This is a genomic window from Spirosoma fluminis, assembly GCF_054778895.1.
Genome location: NZ_BAAGZD010000018.1, coordinates 1 through 19,905, shown reverse-complemented (window position 1 = coordinate 19,905; position 19,905 = coordinate 1). Strand labels below are relative to the sequence as shown.

General features: G+C 47.4%; 15 protein-coding genes. All 15 read left to right on the top strand.

Annotated elements, in window-relative coordinates; all coding sequences use genetic code 11:
- Positions 1 to 73 precede the first annotated feature (73 nt).
- The 15 genes from ACYVBJ_RS18850 (at position 74) to ACYVBJ_RS18780 (ending at position 19,845) form a co-directional block, all read left to right on the top strand.
- Positions 74 to 2,206 carry a bifunctional aldolase/short-chain dehydrogenase gene (locus ACYVBJ_RS18850; RefSeq protein WP_460983856.1) on the top strand — a complete coding sequence of 711 codons (2,133 nt, stop codon included), beginning with the start codon at positions 74 to 76 and terminating at the stop codon, positions 2,204 to 2,206.
- 2 nt (positions 2,207 to 2,208) lie between these two features.
- Positions 2,209 to 2,523: an L-rhamnose mutarotase gene (gene rhaM / locus ACYVBJ_RS18845; RefSeq protein ID WP_460983855.1), complete on the top strand. Its 315-nt coding sequence runs from the start codon at positions 2,209 to 2,211 to the stop codon at positions 2,521 to 2,523.
- An 11-nt stretch (positions 2,524 to 2,534) separates the two neighbouring features.
- A complete protein-coding gene (locus ACYVBJ_RS18840) occupies positions 2,535 to 3,824 on the top strand; it encodes a sugar isomerase (RefSeq protein ID WP_460983854.1) in 1,290 nt (429 codons plus the stop codon).
- Entirely contained in the window at positions 3,821 to 5,221 is a 1,401-nt protein-coding gene (locus ACYVBJ_RS18835; RefSeq protein ID WP_460983853.1) for an FGGY-family carbohydrate kinase, read from the top strand. The genes ACYVBJ_RS18840 and ACYVBJ_RS18835 overlap by 4 nt, the downstream gene beginning before the upstream one ends.
- A gap of 160 nt (positions 5,222 to 5,381) precedes the next feature.
- Complete coding sequence (locus ACYVBJ_RS18830; RefSeq protein WP_460983852.1) at positions 5,382 to 5,879, top strand: hypothetical protein; 498 nt, start codon at positions 5,382 to 5,384, stop codon at positions 5,877 to 5,879.
- A gap of 579 nt (positions 5,880 to 6,458) precedes the next feature.
- A complete protein-coding gene (locus ACYVBJ_RS18825) occupies positions 6,459 to 7,274 on the top strand; it encodes a hypothetical protein (RefSeq protein ID WP_460983851.1) in 816 nt (271 codons plus the stop codon).
- An 18-nt stretch (positions 7,275 to 7,292) separates the two neighbouring features.
- Positions 7,293 to 8,480, top strand: coding sequence for a hypothetical protein (locus ACYVBJ_RS18820; RefSeq protein WP_460983850.1), 1,188 nt, complete (start codon positions 7,293 to 7,295; stop codon positions 8,478 to 8,480).
- A gap of 5 nt (positions 8,481 to 8,485) precedes the next feature.
- Positions 8,486 to 9,829, top strand: a complete 1,344-nt coding sequence (locus ACYVBJ_RS18815) for an OmpA family protein (protein WP_460983849.1) — start codon at positions 8,486 to 8,488, stop codon at positions 9,827 to 9,829.
- Positions 9,826 to 10,758 carry a hypothetical protein gene (locus tag ACYVBJ_RS18810; protein WP_460983848.1) on the top strand — a complete coding sequence of 311 codons (933 nt, stop codon included), beginning with the start codon at positions 9,826 to 9,828 and terminating at the stop codon, positions 10,756 to 10,758. Before ACYVBJ_RS18815 ends, ACYVBJ_RS18810 begins: the two co-directional genes overlap by 4 nt.
- A complete protein-coding gene (locus tag ACYVBJ_RS18805) occupies positions 10,755 to 11,996 on the top strand; it encodes a hypothetical protein (protein ID WP_460983847.1) in 1,242 nt (413 codons plus the stop codon). The genes ACYVBJ_RS18810 and ACYVBJ_RS18805 overlap by 4 nt, the downstream gene beginning before the upstream one ends.
- Before the next feature lie 103 nt (positions 11,997 to 12,099).
- Complete coding sequence (locus tag ACYVBJ_RS18800; protein WP_460983846.1) at positions 12,100 to 16,263, top strand: Ig-like domain-containing protein; 4,164 nt, start codon at positions 12,100 to 12,102, stop codon at positions 16,261 to 16,263.
- Positions 16,264 to 16,294: 31 nt separating this feature from the next.
- Positions 16,295 to 17,155: a hypothetical protein gene (locus ACYVBJ_RS18795; protein WP_460983845.1), complete on the top strand. Its 861-nt coding sequence runs from the start codon at positions 16,295 to 16,297 to the stop codon at positions 17,153 to 17,155.
- Between the two features lie 13 nt (positions 17,156 to 17,168).
- Positions 17,169 to 18,107 (top strand): hypothetical protein, encoded by a 939-nt coding sequence (locus tag ACYVBJ_RS18790; RefSeq protein WP_460983844.1) that lies wholly within the window; start codon positions 17,169 to 17,171, stop codon positions 18,105 to 18,107.
- A gap of 31 nt (positions 18,108 to 18,138) precedes the next feature.
- Entirely contained in the window at positions 18,139 to 19,242 is a 1,104-nt protein-coding gene (locus ACYVBJ_RS18785; RefSeq protein ID WP_460983843.1) for a type I restriction endonuclease, read from the top strand.
- Between the two features lie 165 nt (positions 19,243 to 19,407).
- Positions 19,408 to 19,845 (top strand): hypothetical protein, encoded by a 438-nt coding sequence (locus ACYVBJ_RS18780; RefSeq protein WP_460983842.1) that lies wholly within the window; start codon positions 19,408 to 19,410, stop codon positions 19,843 to 19,845.
- The last annotated feature ends 60 nt before the right edge of the window (positions 19,846 to 19,905 follow it).

The following is a 19,905-nucleotide window of genomic DNA, read 5'->3' as shown; positions in this document are numbered from 1 at the left end:
ATAGGAAGGTTACCGGCAATCAGTATCTACTTTTGTTATAAAACTTGTTTTCCGTCAAAATAACATTAAACAAATGCAACTTTCAGCGCCAAACCCAACTACCTTCAAGCATGTCAGCTACTTGTGGGACGAAGCCAAAGCGGCCGAGCTCGCCGGGGATGAAGTCGCTCTGCTGGTCTATCGTTCTAATCTGTTAGGAGCCGATCTTCGATTAACGAACTACGGGGGCGGCAATACGTCCTGCAAAGTTACGTCTCCTGATCCGCTGACGGGCCAGCCAACCGAAGTAATGTGGGTTAAAGGCTCGGGTGGCGACCTGGGTACCATGAAACGTAGTGGTTTGGCCGCTTTGTACATGGATCGTCTGAATAATCTCAAGAAAATCTATCGGGGGTTAGCGTTTGAAGACGAAATGGTCGGGTTGTTCAACTACTGCATTTACGATCTGGCATCTAAGGCCCCCTCTATCGATACGCCCCTGCACGCCTTTTTGCCGTATAAACACATTGACCACCTCCATCCTGATGCCGCTATTGCCATTGCGGCTGCCAAGGACGGTCAGGCCATTACGCAGGAGCTTTTCAACGGGCAGATTGGCTGGGTAGACTGGCAGCGGCCTGGTTTCGACCTGGGCTTGAAATTAGAGCAGTGCGTCCGCGAGAATCCGGGTATCCGGGGTATTATGCTGGGTTCGCACGGCTTGTTTACCTGGGGCGATACGGCCTACGATAGCTATATCAATACGTTAGAGGTTATTGAGAAGTGCGCGGAGTATCTCGAAAGTAACTACGGTAAAGAGGGCAAGGCGCCGTTCGGCGGTTCAGTGCTGCAATCGCTGGAACCAGCGGCCCGGCGCAGTCAGGCGGCTCTGCTGGCACCCGTACTGCGGGGCCTTTGTTCGTCCCAAACCCAGATGATCGGCCACTTTACGGAGGATGAGCGCGTACTTGAGTACATCAATTCCAGTGACCTGAGCCGCCTGGCTCCGATGGGAACCAGCTGCCCGGATCACTTCCTGCGTACCAAAATTAGTCCGCTGGTGCTGACGCTTACTCCCGACGAAGATTTATCGGATGCCGGCGCGCTGAAGGAAAAGCTAACCCCTGCTTTTGAAAGCTACCGGGCTATGTACCAAGCGTATTACGATACGTGCAAACACCCCAACAGCCCAGCCATTCGCGATCGTAACCCGGTGGTGTTGCTGTACCCGGGTGTGGGCATGTTCACCTTCGCGAAAGACAAACAGACCGCGCGGGTAGCGGCCGAATTTTATATCAACGCCATCAACGTAATGAAAGGGGCGGAGGCTATTTCGGAATACACCTCGCTGCCCCGCCAGGAAGCGTTCGATATTGAATACTGGTTGCTGGAAGAAGCCAAACTCCAGCGTATGCCGAAGCCTAAACCACTTTCGGGCCGGATTGCGCTCATAACCGGTAGTGCGGGAGGGATTGGTAAAGCCATTGCAAAACGCTTTGCCGATGAGGGAGCCTGCATAATCGTTACCGATAACGATGAGGGCCGACTCGCCGGCGCAAACGATGATTTTCGCAGTCAGTACGGCAAAGACACGCATACCGATGTGCTGGTAGATGTTACCGAAGGCGATAGCATCCGGGCGGCTTATAAGGCGGCTTGTCTGGCCTTTGGCGGGGTAGATTTGGTGGTGAACTGTGCGGGCATCAGCATATCGAAACCACTGGAAGAACATACCGAAAAAGACTGGGATCTGCTCTACGACATCCTCGTGAAAGGTCAGTTCATGGTCACCCAGGCTGGCGTAGACGTAATGCGCAAGCAAGGCTTCGGGGGCGATGTGATCAACATCGTCAGCAAAAATGCCTTGGTATCAGGCCCGAACAACGCAGGTTACGGCTCCGCCAAAGCCGCTCAGCTCCACTTAAGCCGCTTGAATGCCGCTGAACTGGGAAAAGATCACATTCGGGTTAATGTCGTTAATCCCGATGCGGTTATCGCCGATTCCAAGATCTGGGCGGGTGCCTGGGCCGAAGGCCGGGCGAAAGCATACGGCGTATCGGTCGAAGAATTGCCTGGCTACTACGCGAAACGTACCCTGCTCGGCGAAGTGATTCTACCCGATGACATTGCAAACGCCTGCTTTGCGCTCGTTGGTGGTCTGCTGAACAAGTCGACGGGCAACGTACTGAACGTGGACGGGGGCGTAGCAATGGCTTTCGTGCGGTAAAGATGGCCAGACGAGCATTCGTTATGCAGTTGTTCGAAGGGCAGGCCGCTGAGTATCAACGGCGGCACGACGAGCTATGGCCCGAACTTCAGGACCTGCTTAAACGCACGGGCATCAGTGCGTATTCGATCTTTCTGGACGAATCGACCCATACGCTCTTCGGCGTAATGGAGGCTGTTGACCTGGCGGCTTTGGATAGGTTGCCTCAGGAACCTGTGATGCAGCGCTGGTGGGCCTATATGCAGGACATCATGGCTACCAATCCCGACAACTCGCCGGTGAGCAAACCTTTGCGGGAAGTGTTTTATCTGCCCTAATCTATTGAGTTATGATTCTTGACCCTTTCCTCCTCGATCAGCATAACCAGCAGCGGCTGGAGCGTCACCGCAACCGGTTAGCACCCTGGACTGGCGACGTAGCCAATGCCGAAGCGATCATCGATAAATTAATTGCGTTTCAGATTGCCATTCCCAGTTGGGCGCTGGGCACCGGCGGCACGCGCTTTGGCCGGTTTCCGGGGGGGGGCGAACCGCGCAGTCTGGAAGAGAAAATTGATGATGTGGGTTTACTGCACACGCTGAACCGGGCCAGTGGGGCCATCTCGCTCCATATTCCGTGGGACATTCCGACGGACGCTGCGGCCATACGGGAACGGGCAGCCAGCTACGGGCTCGCCTTTGATGCCGTAAATTCCAATACGTTCCAGGATCAGCCGGATCAGGCATTAACCTATAAATTCGGCTCGCTGCAACACGTCGATCCGGCCGTGCGTCGGCAGGCAATTGAGCACAACATCGAGGTCATTCGGCACGGAGAAGCGCTTGGCTCAAAGGCGATTACGGTCTGGTTGTCCGACGGGTCGTGTTTTCCCGGCCAGCTGAATTTCCGCCACGCATTCCAGAGAACGCTCGAGAGTTTACAGGAGATTTATGCCGCCCTGCCCAACGACGGCGGGACCGCCCCGTGGAAGATGTTCGTTGAATATAAAGCGTTTGAGCCTAATTTTTATTCGATGACCGTTGGCGACTGGGGCAGTAGTTTCCTGTACGCCAGTAAACTCGGGCCACAAGCCTACACGCTGGTTGATTTGGGTCATCACCTGCCCAATGCCAACATCGAACAGATTGTGGCTCTGCTGTTGATGGAAGAAAAGCTCGGCGGATTTCATTTCAACGACTCCAAGTATGGCGACGACGATCTGACGGCGGGCAGCATCAAGCCCTATCAGCTTTTTCTGATCTTTAACGAACTGGTCGATGGGATGGACGCCCGGCAGATGAACCACGCGAGTGATCTAGGCTGGATGATCGACGCAAGTCATAACGTAAAAGATCCGCTCGAAGATCTGCTGCAAAGTGTAGAAGCCATTCAGATTGCCTACGCCCAGGCGTTACTGGTCGATCGGACCGCCCTCGAAGAGGCCCGGTCGAAAAACGATGTCGTGCAGGCGCAGGAAATACTACAGGATGCGTTCCGAACCGATGTGCGACCCTTAGTGGCCGAAGCGCGGCTGCGGGCCGGTGGGGCGCTCGATCCCCTGGCTCTGTTCCGACAGACAGCCGTTCGGCGTACACTCATTGATGAGCGCGGGGCTAAAACCGTTGCGACAGGATTATGACCGGGCCTTTGTGTGTCGTCTTCGACGTTGGCAAGACCAACAAGAAGGTACTGGTCTTCGATCAGCACTACCGGGTATTGCACGAAGACCAGACGCCGTTTGACGAAATTACGGATGACGATGGCTTTCGCTGCGACGACCTGCCCCGCTTAACGCGCTGGGTGCTTGATTCGTATCAGCAACTGACCGCTCAGTACGGCTCTGCAATTCGGGCAGTGAACGTATCGGGCTATGGGGCCAGCCTGGTGCATCTGGGCGACGACGGTCAGCCGGTTACGCCTTTGTACAATTACCTGCGTGACCTGCCCCGCGATTTGCATGCTCAGTTCTTTGCACAATATGGCCCCGCCAGTAAGTTTTGCGTTCAAACGGCTTCCCCCGATCTGGGTCTGTTGAATTCCGGCCTGCAACTGTACTGGTTGAAATACAGCAAACCCGACCTGTTGGCGTCGATTCGTCACTCGCTGCACCTGCCTCAATACGTTAGCTACGTACTAACGGGTCAGCCGGTTTCGGAGATTACCAGTGTCGGTTGCCATACGGCTTTGTGGGATTTTACGCGCCAGGACTACCATCCCTGGACACTCAGCGAAGAACTGTACAGCATCCGGCAAACGCCCTTACAGCCCGATGCTACGTTCTCAATCAGCGATGAAGTGCAGGCTGGTATCGGCATGCATGATTCATCGGCGGCCCTCGTTCCTTACTTAAAAGCCTTTGCCGGATCTGCCGACTTATTGCCGTTCGTCCTGCTGTCGACCGGTACGTGGTCGGTCAGTATGAACCCCTTTAACGACGAACCCCTCACGCCCGATGAGCTCGGTCAGGACTGCCTGTGCTACCTAAGCTACGAGGGGCGACAAGTTAAATCGTCGCGCTTATTCGCCGGGAATGAACACGAGCGGCAGATCAAGCATCTGGCTGACTATTTTCAGACTGATATAAATTATTACCGGCAAGTTCGCTTCGACGCGGCACTAGTGCAGGCTTTACGGGCTCGTTTCCAGCAGCTTGCACCCGCGCAGACGCATCTGACCCGACTCCGGGAAAGCCCCTTTGTTGAGCGTAACCTGAACGAATACGCTACGTATGAAGAAGCATATCATCAGTTTATGCTCGATCTGGTCGCCCAGCAGGTCGCGTCGCTGGCGTTGGCAATCGGCCAGACACCCATAAAAGCACTCTTTGTTGACGGTGGATTCTCCCGAAACGACGTGTTTATGAACTTACTGGCCGAGGCTTATCCGGATCGTAAAGTTCAGGCCTCCCGCGTGGCGCAGGCATCGGCGCTGGGAGCGGCTTTAGTGATTCATGAGCACTGGAATTCAACGCCCTTCGACGCATCTTGTATCAACCTGATCCCCTACGTAGCGCAGGTAGCTGACGCCAGTACATAGTTGCCTAAGGAGATAGTCAGATTGAAGAGCTAACCAGGCAGTAAGAATAATCTATAGGATAACTTATTGTGTAGAATAACCACTAAAAGTAAATCTAATTCTGAAATCCGCTCGTAAGTACGAGGAGTTAGTGACACTGGCTCTTTGTACTTACCTGCTTATGGAATTACTACTACAATCACTTCAGTCCTATACAAACGCTCGGTTGGTTGTGCTGCGCACGTTAGCCAATTCATCTTTATCCTGTCCTCACATCGCAGAAACTACAAATTTAACCATTAGTATGCTTCGGGGGCGTCAGCAGAATCCTGCGCTCTGGAAGCCGCACGAGTTAGGGCAGTTAGCAGACGTACTCGGTTTGCCCAATCGGTTCGCCGACCACCTGAATACCATTTCAACCTATCTGGACGAGCTGAGCCCAGGCCAGTTTCAACAAGTTCGTTTGCTCACAAAATTAACTACCGCTCAGGTCGCGTCACGTAAGAAGGATTACCGGTTGTGGCAGTATCCGGAGCTGGAGCGGCTATTGAATGGACTTCGTAAACTAGCCGAAGATGATCGCACAAACTGGGAACAAATTTCGCAAAGAAGTCGGGCTAAGCGGACCCGCAAAAACACGATTGATTTCGAGAGCAGGTTACGTTCGGTCAGCCAATAACCTTAAACAAATACACACAGATCAGGCCCTTCATCGGGCCTTTTCGTTTTTAAAGGCTATCCCATTGAGCAGATAGCTGAGTTGTGCTACGTATGTACCAACACGCGAAGTCCGCCTGGTTTGAAGCATGATGAATGTCACTTTTTACATATCGGTTTAGTCAAGCATAGATTTATTCATCAATAAGTCTATCTATTAGAGCTGTCGTCCCAAATCAGACATAAAATGTCTCAAATTTGAAAGCTTCATTTAAAGCAATATGATCATCTTTGACCTATGAAAGAGAACGATGGATTGTCTGCTTATAAGCTATAAATACGGTCGGTTTCAACTCTCGTTACTGATTGGTTGATCAACCAACTTTATTCAGGGCAATAATCTAATTCGGCTCAGACTACCGAATAATAAATCTAGAGGAATGAAACTGTAAATGTTAGTCGATATGAGCCAACGTTAATAAAGTAATCTGTTTATTTGTAGTTACGGCCTACTGATATCGCTTACTTCTATCACGTTAAGGCTAGCCTTACTCAGCTTCGATCTAGTTACTTATTTATCCACATCATAATTCCTGAATGAATGAGAAACAATTACGTTCTCTGTTTCCTCTTTGCATTATTGTTAACTAGTTGTAGCCAGAAGGCTATTGTACACTTTGCTCAGAAACAACCTGAGCTCACCTCTGCTGACGTGTTAACAGAAATCATGCTTGTTAACAAGTCTCCTCGAATTGTACTTCGTGTCCCTAATACCCGTAAGGGGGTTACCAACACGCAGGGAACAACCAATCCTCAGTTTGGGGCCGTAAACCCGGTCAAAGTCAGTCAGGCACGTAGCAGCCGTTCTGCGGCTACTGTGCAATTCATTGAATCCCAATATGATGAGACGGCTCTATACAACGCCATTGAGAAACAACTTTTCAAAGAAGGTTTCTCCGTTCGCGATCGAGGTCTGTTTAATCAGGTTCTGGACGCCAATGAAAGCGTTGCTTACTCCAAAATTAGTTCACTGACAGATACTGATCTGATTCTAGAGCTTGTTCGGTTAGACAATCTTGTCGGCTACACGACTAATATCTGTTTCACAGAGCCGGATGAGCAGCAACGTCTGATTAACGAGTACCGCGACATGCGGGGGGCATCGGTTGAGTTCAAGCTGGTACATGTTAAGAGCAATGAGATTGTTGGTTCGTATAAGATTCATTATACACCTTGTTTAGAAGGATGTCGAGGCCTCTACAAAAAGGCTGGGGCGACAGGTGTATTCACCAGCAGCGATTGGCTAAAGCCGGGTGAGCGTAAATTGCGTAACCGGGCTTACCAGAAACTTGATCAGGATGAGCTAGAAGCGTTTATCACGAATGCTACCCATCAGCTTGTCGGCTCCATGCGATAGGCGCTAACCCATTCTTTTATGAAAAAACAGCTACTCTGCTTATTTTTCCTTGTTAGTCTACAATTAACGCTACATGCTCAGGACGTTATTTATACGGCCAACGGTAACCGTCTTGCTAAAGCACGGGTTACAGATATTACTGACGAGCGAATCATATTTTCAGTACAGAAAGGTGATTCGCCTAGCACGTACAGTCTGCAACGTCAAAACGTACTGGCGGCTTTTCGGAAAGGTAATTTCTTGGTCATCAGTAAATTAAGCCCTGATTTAGCACAAGCTAAACAAGAGTTGCAGACGTTTCTGACGACAACTGCCTGGCAGGATAAAGACTTTCTACTACGTGCCGTTCCTTTTGAGGTAATACCGGCAAAAATTTCTCTTGAAAATGAGACTATTGTCAACTATCTGACGAATGATGGCAAATCGGCCTCAATCTCGAAAGGAGAACTCATTGCTATCTTATACAACGATGGACGACATAGCCTTTTACGAGAAGCTACTGAGGTAGCCCCTCTGTTAGCTATTGTGCAAAAGCCTATCAATGCCAACGTACAGGTCGTTTCCGCACAGGCAACCAACAAAACGCCAACGGCATCACGTGTTCAGGAGCCTTCTCCAGTTCAGAAGCCAGAAGCTGACTCTGGTGCACCCCCTACAAACGCCAATCTAGCTACGTCTTCGCCAACTCCAGCTCAGCCGATAAGTAAGCTGATTCTTTCCGAAGAAGAGTACCAGTACTACCGTCAGAAAGCAATAAACAGAGTAGAAGAATTTGCTTCCTACCTGAAAATTATTGCTAATAAATCCTATTCAGACTACGAAAGAGGCCAGGCGATAGATCAGGCTTCAAGGCTGTTTATGCCAGGCTCAACGATGGAAGTTACATCCAAGAATCAGCCTGGTGCCCGCCGATATCCAATCCGTACGTATCTGACTAACCTGAAGCGCTTAAACTATACATCGGTTGATATTGAATGGACCGAAATTCAGTATCTTAAAGAGCTTTCTCAGGCGGTAGACGGTAATTATTATGGAGTCATAACTGGTCAGCAAACCTTCATCGGATATGGTCGCAATACGCAGTACAGCGATGTAACTCAAAAGAATGTACGGGTTAAGCTGGAGCGTTACCACGTAGTTAATAATGGTCAGGATGATGTACGCTGGAATCTGTTACTAGGTTCCATAGGTGTATCGGCTCAGTGAATAGGATGAACTTGGGCTGGCTCATAATTATTTGGCTATGCGGAGCTTCGCTGTTGGCACAAGGCCAGCAACTGGATTCTACAGGTATATATCTGCAAGGTCAGCTTATCGACTACCGTACCCGTCAACCTCTGAACTCCGCCCGACTTTTTGTGAGAGCAGCTAGCAGCCGCCAAAAAATAGGAACTAGTGATTCTACTGGGGCCTTTTCGGCTAAGCTGCCTTTCGGTGCGACGGCAATACGTATCGAAAGGACCGGTTACCGTCCTCAAACGATCCCGGTACAGCTTGCTGCTAATTGGGATAGCCTACCTATTACCGTTGTTATTCCGCTTATCCCAACCGATAAACAGACACTGAACACGCCTTATCAGCAGACGGAACAAACAAGTTATGTATTGAACGATAGTACCGTAAATCAATCCGCCCGTGATAGCAGGCATGTTCAGCATAATACGTTTTTGATTACTGATGCGATTCGGGGCAAGCCTCTGTCGGCCACGGTCTGCTTTCTGTATACCCAAACCGGTGAGAAACGATGCCTTGGCACTAATGCAGAGGGGCTACTTAAGCGGGATTTTGATCAGAAAGATATTGTCGCCTTGGAGGTTCGCTCTACTGGCTACCAATCTTACGACGGTAACTTGATTGTCGAGCAGTTAACTGGCCAATCCCTACAGCATGGAATACAACTCCAGCGTGAATTAACATTGCTATCTGTCAACGCGCCCGGAGCGACGTACTGCGAATTACGTGTAAAGACAAAACCGATGCCTTTATCCGCCGTATCAGGCTATGCGCACCAGTACGCGGCCTATGACTTAGTCCCGGGCTTGTATGAATTGGCCGTGAGATATGGCAATGAGGTGACTCGACAACCGATTCGTTTGAAGACAGGATTAAATTTTGTGTCGGTTAATCAACCCCGTACGAATTCCGTGATAGCTTCTGACAAAGGGACAAGAACTGAAGCGGTTGGTGTAACAACAAAGCCGACGTTGATATTGCCTGACTCAATACCTATGATCTATTTTGAACAGGGTAGTTACCAACTGCGTGCCGATTCACAGGATGTTTTACGACGGGTCGCTCAGTATATGAGGGAGCACCCAGCTTGTAAACTTTTGATTACAGGACACACTGATAACGTGGGTAATTTCCAAATCAATCAGACCCTATCTGTATATAGAGCGCTGGTCACGGCAAAGTTCTTGACCAAGTTAGGCGTCGCAGATGACATACTCAACAAAGATGGCATTGGTAGTCGCCAGCCCATAGCACCTAACGATAGCGAAGTTAATAGAGCGCTTAACAGACGGGTTTCCTTAAAATTAGTGACAGTTCGATGAGAAAACGTTATTCGATCAGATTCCTTACCTGCTTTATTCTGCTGGTTGGAGTTATCGGCTGCCACCAGGAGCCGGTTATACCAAAGTCTGCCATCCCTGGAACCTGCCAGATTTACCGGATTGCCACTATCAACGAAGGAATTCGGGATACAACGATTTACACCTACAATGCCTTTGGGCAGGTAGAGGAAATTGCATATCGGCAGTGGACAAATGGTATCCTAACGACCAACGGGCGTCAGAATTTTACGTACTCAGCTGACCATTTTCTGTTCTCTCAAGTCGATCAGACAACGGTTTATACAACGGGGAGCCAAACCCGCAATAACAAAGGGTATGTCTATACGTATCAGGATGGGCTTATACAGCAAGTTGCCATTCAAAACGCTCTGTCAGGGCAAATGCTTGGCTACAACCGGTACGTCTACGAAAGTGGTAAGATTAAGACGTACGTCGAAGCTAACGCACAACAGCAACCTATTCGGAGCTATACCTTCGACGATACTGGTAAGCTAAATCAGGTAACCGAAGTGGGCACAACAATAGCGATGGTCACAAACGGGAAGATCACAAAGCGCGTACTGAACAATGGGACTACAATCGATTATGGATTTGATAATCAGGGACAGCTTATAAGCGAATCTGCTGTATCGGCTAACGGTCAGACAAAGCATACTTATACCTATGATAATTATCCTTACTGGAATAAAACGCAACTTTTATTCCGCGGCATTCCATCACCCGATTTGGGTGGTCATACCTTCGTTCACAATTTAATAGGCAATACGATTGAACAAACGCAAAATGGCCGTTCCGTTCAGAATCAGAAGTTCGAATACAGACGTACCTACACGAAAGCAGGTTACACGCTAGGCTACGCCAGAAGTGATGGAGCCCGGCAAAATATTGTTTACGCCAACTGCTTATGAGAAACATATTTACATTCTTACTAGCCTTAATGGCAGCTGTAACGCCGGTATTAGCACAGAAGAGTGCTAAAAAGATCTATGTTGCCCGGGTTAGTAATAGTGATACAACTATCACTAAACGGGATCGGGACGAGATCAATTTTCAAGCTAAGAACACCATCAAGAACCTGGAAGAGTTGCTAGGGTTAGTAACATCTACAATTCCAGCGGAAAATCAACTAGATAAAGCTATCAAGGACAGTTACTTGCCTAACTCAGCTCAGATTTTCTATAATGATGCAGTGGTTGTAGAAGATGACATCGACCCAAACCATACATCGTCGAAAAACTCCGCGGACCTTCCTGTAGACCGGTACTTGAAGAACCTGGCTATTTACTATTCAAAGTCCGACACATCAACAATCAAGTTCACAACAGCGCTCACTACGCCACTTATTGAAAGTAAATCGTATCCGTATATCAAAGCGTTTTTTACGTCAACGTTTAGCGGAGAATATATCGATCCACAAAATAAACAAGCCAATACGCGCTACCAGACGTTGCAGCGCGTCGCTGAGTTGCGGGTAGAAAAAGCCGGTGGTAAATGGCGCACCTTTATTGTGCGTCTCGGTTTTCCTCAGCCTGGCGAAGGGCTCACAAGCGAAACAAAGCCTATTGTTATACCAGCTACTGGACCAGCCAAGCCTATCAATAGTATACCGGCTCTATACAAGAGCGCCAATAAGGGTAAGGACTCGCTGATAGTCAAACGAGATAACAGTTGGCTGAATGTGGTTCGTTCGACGACGGATTTGGTACCAGTGGGGTTCTATCAGTATCGAAAAATTGATAACACTAGTCAGGCGTTTATCAGTATAACCCTGATAAATAAGGATCAGAACTTGGCTTTCAGGCAACCTAATGGGGCTATTCTTACATTTAACAAAGTTGTTCGAGCGCCACGCCTAGCTGCCTGGCTTCAAATCATTACTGGAACGGCTGCATTAGGTGTCAGTTATGTTGGTTATAGTTCTTTACAACGAATCTACAACGATTACACGGGGCGACTTGCCTCACTTAATGCAGAATACACAGTCTGGCAAACACTTTCTCAGCAACCAGGTAACTCGCCAGCCACGCCCATGTCTTTCGGCAGTTACGCCCAGCCCGGTATTTACGCTGTCTATGGCGGAGGGATTATGGGTAGTGGCTTAATCATCAATGGTATCCGACAATTACTAAAAGCTGGTCGGCAATAAAGCGCACGCTCAAATACAGCTGATAACCACACGATAAAGTATTTACATGATTAACATTTCTACAAACCAGTACTGGCTAATTATACTATTTGCACTGGCCCGTTTGACTCCAGTAAATGCTCAGACAACGTTGACTATTTATTATGGTGACCCTACCGCGAGTCCCGATGCCGCTTTCGATGGCAACGTTTTTCAGGTTGGCAATCAAGTGGGAGACGCTCCCTTCTACGTTAAATTTGGTGGTTCTGGTACACGATATTTTGAGATTGACTCACCCGGTGAAAACAATACAAAAAAGGTTAACGGTGATGGTTTTGTGATCATACGGCCAATCACCAGTATGGTGATTGATCAATCGAAAATCAAGAACTTTTCCGGAACCGTCAGTGGCTCTGTGGTTATTACAGTTAAGCCACTCAGTATTACCACCATCAACACTAGTTCAACAGACATTTTACCAGGAACAGAAATTACGGCTACTTACCGCACAGGTGCTGGTACGTTCCCAGTAGACTTAGCTATTAACAGTTTTAAAGTTCAGCTTTTAAGTGCTGATGGCTCTACTGTAGTAGGCGATTTGTTAAACTCGGCAGATCAATATAGCGGTCGGGAGCAGAAAGGCTCTAGTTTCGGCGGTATCCGATCAATCAAAGCCACCATTCCTGGTAATACCTCTCCTGGAACGTATCGAGTTCGCGTCGTTACGCAGGGACTGATCGAAAACGTTATAGGAAGTGCCAGTCCAGCCTTTGTGGTTAGAAGCAACACAGTTGATGGACCAGCAATTAGTACCAGTAGTTTATCTGGTAGTTACTGCGCTGGTTCGGTCGTATCATTTCCTTTTTCTGCAACAGGCTCCTTCCCGGCTGGAAATGGTTTTAAGGTGCAGTTGATCAACACGGATGAAAGCTTATTACAGGAATTGTCGGGTACAAGTCTCTCAACACCCATTAATGCTACATTACCAGCCTCGCTCGCCACAGGAACGTATCGTTTCCGGATAGTGGCCACAGCGGCAAGTGTCCAAAGCAATACGGGTACTATCAGTATAGCCGCCTTACCTACCCTGACAATTTCGGGGAGTGCGACAACGACGGCGGGCTCTACCGCCCTAGTTCAGTTATCATTTACGGGGACACCTCCCTGGTCATTCACCTATGTCGATAATAATATAATTCGTTCGGCTACCGCATCTGTTAGCCCAACAACGATTACACCCACCTTTTCAACCGCAACAGTCTTTGATAACTCATTCATCAAAAGCTTCAGAGACAGCGGCTGTGGCACCAGTGACAACATCGGCGGGTCGGCTCAGATTTCAATAAGACAAAGCCAGGTCATACTTACAACTAGTGTATTATCCAGTACCTACTGCCCAGGCACGACACTTCCTATTTCGTTTACAGCAAGCAGTTCGCTTCCTTCGATCATTGTTTATGAGGTGCAACTGTCAGATGCTGCGGGTAGTTTTGTTAACGCACAGGTGATTGGCAGTGGCACCACAAGCCCCGTTACGGCAACGCTACCTACATCGCTTACTGCCCGATCAGGCTACCGTGTCCAGGTCGTTATTCAAAGGCCAACTTCACCCGGATCAACTGATTACAGCGTGCTGGCTAGTTCGGTTTCAACGCCACTCGACATTACTCGCCCGGGCGCTCCTACAGTTGCTGACGTCTCGTTTTGCCCGACTACCGTTACGAGCCCTTTGAGTGCTACGGGGATGAATTTGAAGTGGTACAATGCCAACGGACAGGTGCTTGCCAGCGCTCCCACACCACCAGCTAGCCAAGCCAGTACGTATTACGTTACCCAGACTGTTAACGGTTGCGAAAGCCTGCGTGCGACCATCAATGTAACACCAACGTCCATACCAACTGCGCCAGTGGTTAACAGCGTTTCGCTCTGCCAGGGCGGGCAAAGCCAGCTGCCAACGGGTATTCCGAATGCGCTTTGGTACTCCTCCGCTATTGGCGGAACGGGCTCTCCGCAACCACCTGCAGTCAACAGTCAGGCCGCTGGTGAGCAGTTCCTCTACGTATCGCAAACCATCAATGGCTGTGAGAGTCCACGAACAGCCGTAAAAGCAGTTGTTTATCCAATTCCGGTCATACCAACTGTACCCACTCCGACGACTATTTGTCAGAATTCAATGGCGGCTCCGCTAACCGCTGCGGGATCATCGCTCACGTGGTATAATCAATCAGGAAGTAAGCTAAGTGTTGCGCCCGTACCTAATACGTCGACCACAGGCATCCAATATTACTCGGTCAGTCAGACGGTCAACGGCTGCGAAAGTATGCAGTCTACCGTCAGTGTATTTATTTCACCCGCTCCACCTGCTCCCGTAGCTGGCTCCGCTCGCTTCTGTGTCAACCAGACACCCAGCTCATTGACAGCCATAGGGACAAACCTGCGGTGGTACGCGGCTGATGGTACTGCCTTAACTGGTTCACCAACCTTTTCGACCAGTGGTGCTACTACGTACACGTTCTACGTAACGCAAACCGATGCTAACGGTTGCGAAAGTTTACGGCAGCCTGTGTCGGTATCCGTCGCTGCAGCTCCTTCTGCACCAACTGCTACGAGTGTTGCACTTTGCCAGGGCGGCCAGGGTCAATTTTCGGTATCTATCCCTAACGCGCTCTGGTACTCTTCCGCTACTGGCGGTACCGGTTCTTCCCAACCGCCTGCGCTCAACAGTCAGACCGCTGGTGAACAGATCGTGTATGTATCTCAGACGGTTAATGGTTGCGAAAGTTCACGAACAGCGGTAAAAGCGGTTGTTAATTCTATTCCCGTTGCGCCAACTGTACCAGCTTCCGTCTCAATATGCCAATATGCTGTTGCCACGGCGCTGACTGCCAGCGGTGCGTCGCTAACGTGGTACAACTCATCAGGAAGTAAACTAGGTGCTGCCCCTACACCCGCTACGCTAACAACAGATACACAGTCTTACTCAGTCAGTCAAACAGTAAATGGGTGTGAAAGTATGCGTGCCGCCATAACTGTAGCAATTCGTCCAGCTCCTAAGTTACCAATAGCAAATTCAGTACGGTATTGTGTGGGGGAGGTCGCCCAACCTTTGTCAGTTACCGGATTGAATGTGAAGTGGTACACAGAACAAACTGGGGGAACGGCTTCGCCCAATTCCCCTGGCTTTTTCACGATAGACTCTCGTACGTATACCTTTTACGTCACGCAGACTGATGTCAATACCTGTGAGAGTCTCCGTCAGCCGGTATCAGTATCTGTTGTTGCTCCGCCATCGGCACCAAGCGTAAAAGCCAATCAGATATTTTGTCAGTTGGCACAGGCCGACACCTTGACCGCTACCCCCAGGGTCGGGTTAATCTGGGAAGGACCAGGCATTTCGAGTAGCGCGAATGCGCCTGTTCCTGTTACGTCGCAACCGGGGACCTTTACGTATCTGGTTGCTCAGAAAGCGGGTAGCTGCATAAGCCCAAAGGCACAGATCACCGTGCGGGTTGTACCAACACCACTGGCTCCTAACGTTACCTCAACGGCACTGTACTGCGTTGGTGCCGCAAGTACTCCACTCTCTGCAACTGGCACTAACTTAACCTGGTATACAAACACCGATCACAGTGGGCAGTCGTTTGAGCAAATAATTCCTAACACGCAGCAGGCAGGTATAACCGTCTATTACGTAACGCAAAAAGACGCTAACAACTGCCAGAGCCCCAATAGCTCTGTTGAAGTGCGAGTGTCGAACAGAGCAATTGCTACCCTTTCTGGGGACGGCTCGGTATACCCTGGCGACAGCACTGCTATCCGCATCAGACTTTCGGGAGATGGTCCCTGGACGTTTATCGACTGGAACAACCGGTCAATTACAGCGTCTGACTCTCTATACGTAATCTGGGTACGACCGGCACAGACCCGCTCCTATGCGATTACAAATCTACAAAGCACCTGCGGACCTGGTGATTCCGGTACACCTTATTTGTTAAGCGTTCTATCTCCTCTAGCGACCCTAGCCCCAGTTGAACCCGTATCGATTAACGTATATCCAAACCCAACAAATGGGGATGTATCAGTTGACTGGAGTTCATCGACCAAACAAAGCGTTACGTTCCAGATCATTAATGCGGCAGGTATAGTCGTCCGGCAGGTAAGACACCAATCGTCCTCAACGCCCCAGACTGAGCATTTTCAGTTAGGGACGCAACCGGCTGGTATGTACTTCTTAAAAGTGCAAACCGACACAAATGGAGTAAATGCTAAGCCAATTATTAAACAGTAACTTTTTCATATAACCTAAATATTCTTTCACCATGTTGAGTTTCAAGCTATTTGACTTTCCATCAGGACAAGATTTCATGCCTTCAAAAGAGACAAGAAATTTCTGGTTATACACGAAAAAAACTAGGCGTACTTTTGGAGGTGTTGCGCTGCCTGGGCTATTTGAAACAGTCGGCTATCCAACACAAATGATTGCTTTCTTTGCAATTTTAGTACTAGAGATTATTCCTACTATCTACGGAATAGAAGAAGGAGTTTTATGGCAGGCCATCGCTGCAGCTATTTTCATTGATATATTTCTAGCTATTGTTTCTCATTTATGGCATGATAGAATATGTCGTCACAAAAATGAGTTGGTCAATGCTGATGATGAGGTGGAAAAGGAAGACCTGAAAAGAAAAATAAAAAGCTACACTATTTATACATACTTCTTCTATGTACTTATAACAGCTTCTGGCATACTGAAATTTTATTTCTTTTACGATGCTTATATGACTCCTGATGCAATTGCTGGAGCCGTTCTAGTATGTTATTTACTCGGGTCTATATTGCATATTGCCTATACAGGATATTTTCTTTACACTTCGCGATTTAACTATAAGATTCAAACGGAATATAGTAAATATGTATCAACGAGGAGGGGCTCTTTTGTTAATACGATCGGTCCAATCGTACATCCTTTACTTGATGATGCTTTAAATTCATCTGCGGTTGAACGTACATCTGGCGATCACAAAATTTTCAAATCTGATGATCAAAAGTTTTACTTAGAAACCTTCGGGATTTTAACTGACAAAGAGCTAACACCTCTTATAGTAAATCAACCTCCTAACTTACGCGGCCCTATTGCTCGTAAGGGATTAGAAAGACAACTTGACATTCTTAATTCTTAACTGTAAATCAAATATGACAAATCTTAATTTGCTTTATAAAATATTCTTTGCTTCAATAATCTTCTTTACGTTTTCTTGTAAGCATGAAGAAGGAAAGCCAGAAACTAGTACACTAAAAATTGTCATGCTCGATTCTGTAAATGTCAAATACGATGAGGAAACTAGACTACTTCCGGAAACTATTCAGGATTTATGTGCTGTACTAATATCTGATAGTAAGGATTGTAATCGTACATATATACTAAATCCCTCAATCATCCGACTTGATATTGATAAAGAATTATCGCTTGTTACAGAAATAGAAAAGGGTGGCTCTAAAGATATACACAACCCAAAAGTAATTGGTCGGTTAATCAAAAATAACCTCGGTGAAATAGATGTACCTAAAATATTCACAACTGGACAAAAGGTTAATACAAACAGTAAGTTGCTAATAGATAATTTCACGAAAAAGAAAGCTAGTAAGGACTCTATTTTAATCTTCAGCGAAGACAATTCATTAAATGACTATATCTTAAATAAAAAAACGTATAAAGTATTCTCGGATGTTGAAGGGCTTAGGGATGAAATAAAAAATATATTATGCGTTAATGCGAAAACTAACTTCACTTTATTATATAACCCTCCAATTCAAAACAATTCAACAGAATACCTTAATTCGCTTACTGAAATTAAAACTGGTAAAGCTACAGCTAATGTTGAGAAAACTATTAATTCCGGTAGGAAAACACAACCTAAATTAGATACAGGCGATCTCATAATCGTTAAAGGCAGTGAAGGCTGTGATATTTGTACTCGATATTACAGTGCTACAGATAATCTTGGTCGCGTTCGGCAGGTAACTCAGCGAAATTCTACTGAGTGTTGCCCATGCAATAAAACGATCGAAATGCGGGGGCGGACGTATTTGATGAACTGCGATGGAACCCCACGTCTCGAACTCGTTAATTAATACCATAAATTATTCCTAAACCTTTACCAATATGGATTTCAAAGATCAAATTAAGCAACTTGGCGATCGGGTTGCTCGCTTGAAAGATTCTATTCAAACCGAGGAAGCGACTAAGACAGCGTTGATCTTGCCATTTCTGCAAATGCTCGGTTACGACGTGTTCAACCCGTTTGAAGTTGTCCCTGAGTTTATCAGTGACATTGGTACGAAGAAAGGCGAGAAGGTCGACTACGCCGTTTTGAAGGAAGACCCTAACGGTGGTCCTGCCGAGCCTTGCATGCTCATTGAGTGCAAACATTGGAACCAGGCACTTACGTTACACGATAATCAACTTCTACGCTATTTCCACGTAACCAAAGCCCGTTTTGGCGTATTAACGAACGGCGTTATTTACCGGTTTTACACAGATTTGCAGGAACCTAACAAAATGGATGAAAAGCCATTTCTGGAAATCAACATGCTTGACCTGCGTGATAATCAGGTTGAGGAACTGAAGAAATTCCATAAGTCGTATTTCGACGTTGAAACCATTATTTCAACCGCCAGCGAACTGAAATACACCGGTGAACTAAAGGCGCTCATTCAGCAGGAAATGGCAAATCCGTCAGACGCTCTCGTACGTCATTTTGCTCGTCAAGTGTATGGAGGTACGCTTACGGCAAAGATGATGGAGTATTTTACAGCCCTGGTACGTAAGTCGTTTCAGCATACTTTCTCTGATCAGATTACTGATCGGTTGAAGACGGCTCTGGGTCAGGAGGAAATAGTCGCCCCTCAGCAAACTCCAACTGATCTACCAACAACTCCAATGAATGATGAAAAGAAAGAGCCAAACATCATCACTACTCAGGAAGAGCTAGAAGGCTTTTATATCGTCAGAGCTATCCTCCGTAACACGATTGACGCTAATCGCATCGTACACCGTGATGCTCAATCTTATTTCGCTATTCTGTTGGACAACAATAATCGAAAACCTATCTGCCGTTTGCACCTAAATGGAGGTAAAAAATCTATTACCGTTTTTGACGAAAATCGTACTGAACAGCGACACGAAATAAGCAGTATCAATGACATATTTCTCTACGGTGACGCATTGATAAAATCCTTGTCGGCCTACGAGAAACCTGTTGTTTGATTCAGTCTATTCAACCTTTAAAATTGCTCAATGATGATTCGGCTTTTACTTTTCTTGTTGCTATGCTTTTCGGGATTGCACTCGTTTGCTCAAGTTCATGTGAGAGGCTACTATCGGAGGGACGGTACTTATGTTCGGCCGCATGAACGTACTCGGCCAAACCACATGGTAACCGATAATTATAGTTATCCCGGCAATTATAACCCAAATACAGGGCGTACAACAGGTGGGTCAGTGTATAATAATCCACCTGTTTCGACACCAATTCAATATAATGAGTACTCGACCAACATTGATACATACTCCAATACTGGTTCTGTAACGGAAAAAGACCGCAAAAGCACTGCTTCTACATCTAGTCAAACTGGTACAAATTTGAGTAAGCTTTATGCAGAGGTCGAACCTAATGCAGCGTTAAGAGTGGCGCCTAATTATATGGCAAACTCGAAGTATGCTATTCCGAAAGGGACAATTGTCAAGGTGATAAAGTATAACGAATATTACTACCAGGCTGAGGTCATTGGGCATATAGGCTACTTATTGATGCGTGAATTAACCTGTAAAGAAGCCAATCTCCTTTTTGTAGAAGAAGGCTTGTACTAATCTCCGATCTTTTCCCAAAGTGTCGATTTGCTCTAAAACAGCTTCTGTCAGGGCTTCCAA

Bases quoted from the DNA above. Each gene is read 5' to 3' on its own strand.
- ACYVBJ_RS18850 (WP_460983856.1), top strand. From the start codon at position 74: ATGCAACTTTCAGCGCCAAACCCAACTACCTTCAAGCATGTCAGCTAC.
- rhaM (WP_460983855.1), top strand. From the start codon at position 2,209: ATGGCCAGACGAGCATTCGTTATGCAGTTGTTCGAAGGGCAGGCCGCT.
- ACYVBJ_RS18840 (WP_460983854.1), top strand. From the start codon at position 2,535: ATGATTCTTGACCCTTTCCTCCTCGATCAGCATAACCAGCAGCGGCTG.
- ACYVBJ_RS18835 (WP_460983853.1), top strand. From the start codon at position 3,821: ATGACCGGGCCTTTGTGTGTCGTCTTCGACGTTGGCAAGACCAACAAG.
- ACYVBJ_RS18830 (WP_460983852.1), top strand. From the start codon at position 5,382: ATGGAATTACTACTACAATCACTTCAGTCCTATACAAACGCTCGGTTG.
- ACYVBJ_RS18825 (WP_460983851.1), top strand. From the start codon at position 6,459: ATGAGAAACAATTACGTTCTCTGTTTCCTCTTTGCATTATTGTTAACT.
- ACYVBJ_RS18820 (WP_460983850.1), top strand. From the start codon at position 7,293: ATGAAAAAACAGCTACTCTGCTTATTTTTCCTTGTTAGTCTACAATTA.
- ACYVBJ_RS18815 (WP_460983849.1), top strand. From the start codon at position 8,486: ATGAACTTGGGCTGGCTCATAATTATTTGGCTATGCGGAGCTTCGCTG.
- ACYVBJ_RS18810 (WP_460983848.1), top strand. From the start codon at position 9,826: ATGAGAAAACGTTATTCGATCAGATTCCTTACCTGCTTTATTCTGCTG.
- ACYVBJ_RS18805 (WP_460983847.1), top strand. From the start codon at position 10,755: ATGAGAAACATATTTACATTCTTACTAGCCTTAATGGCAGCTGTAACG.
- ACYVBJ_RS18795 (WP_460983845.1), top strand. From the start codon at position 16,295: ATGTTGAGTTTCAAGCTATTTGACTTTCCATCAGGACAAGATTTCATG.
- ACYVBJ_RS18790 (WP_460983844.1), top strand. From the start codon at position 17,169: ATGACAAATCTTAATTTGCTTTATAAAATATTCTTTGCTTCAATAATC.
- ACYVBJ_RS18785 (WP_460983843.1), top strand. From the start codon at position 18,139: ATGGATTTCAAAGATCAAATTAAGCAACTTGGCGATCGGGTTGCTCGC.
- ACYVBJ_RS18780 (WP_460983842.1), top strand. From the start codon at position 19,408: ATGGTAACCGATAATTATAGTTATCCCGGCAATTATAACCCAAATACA.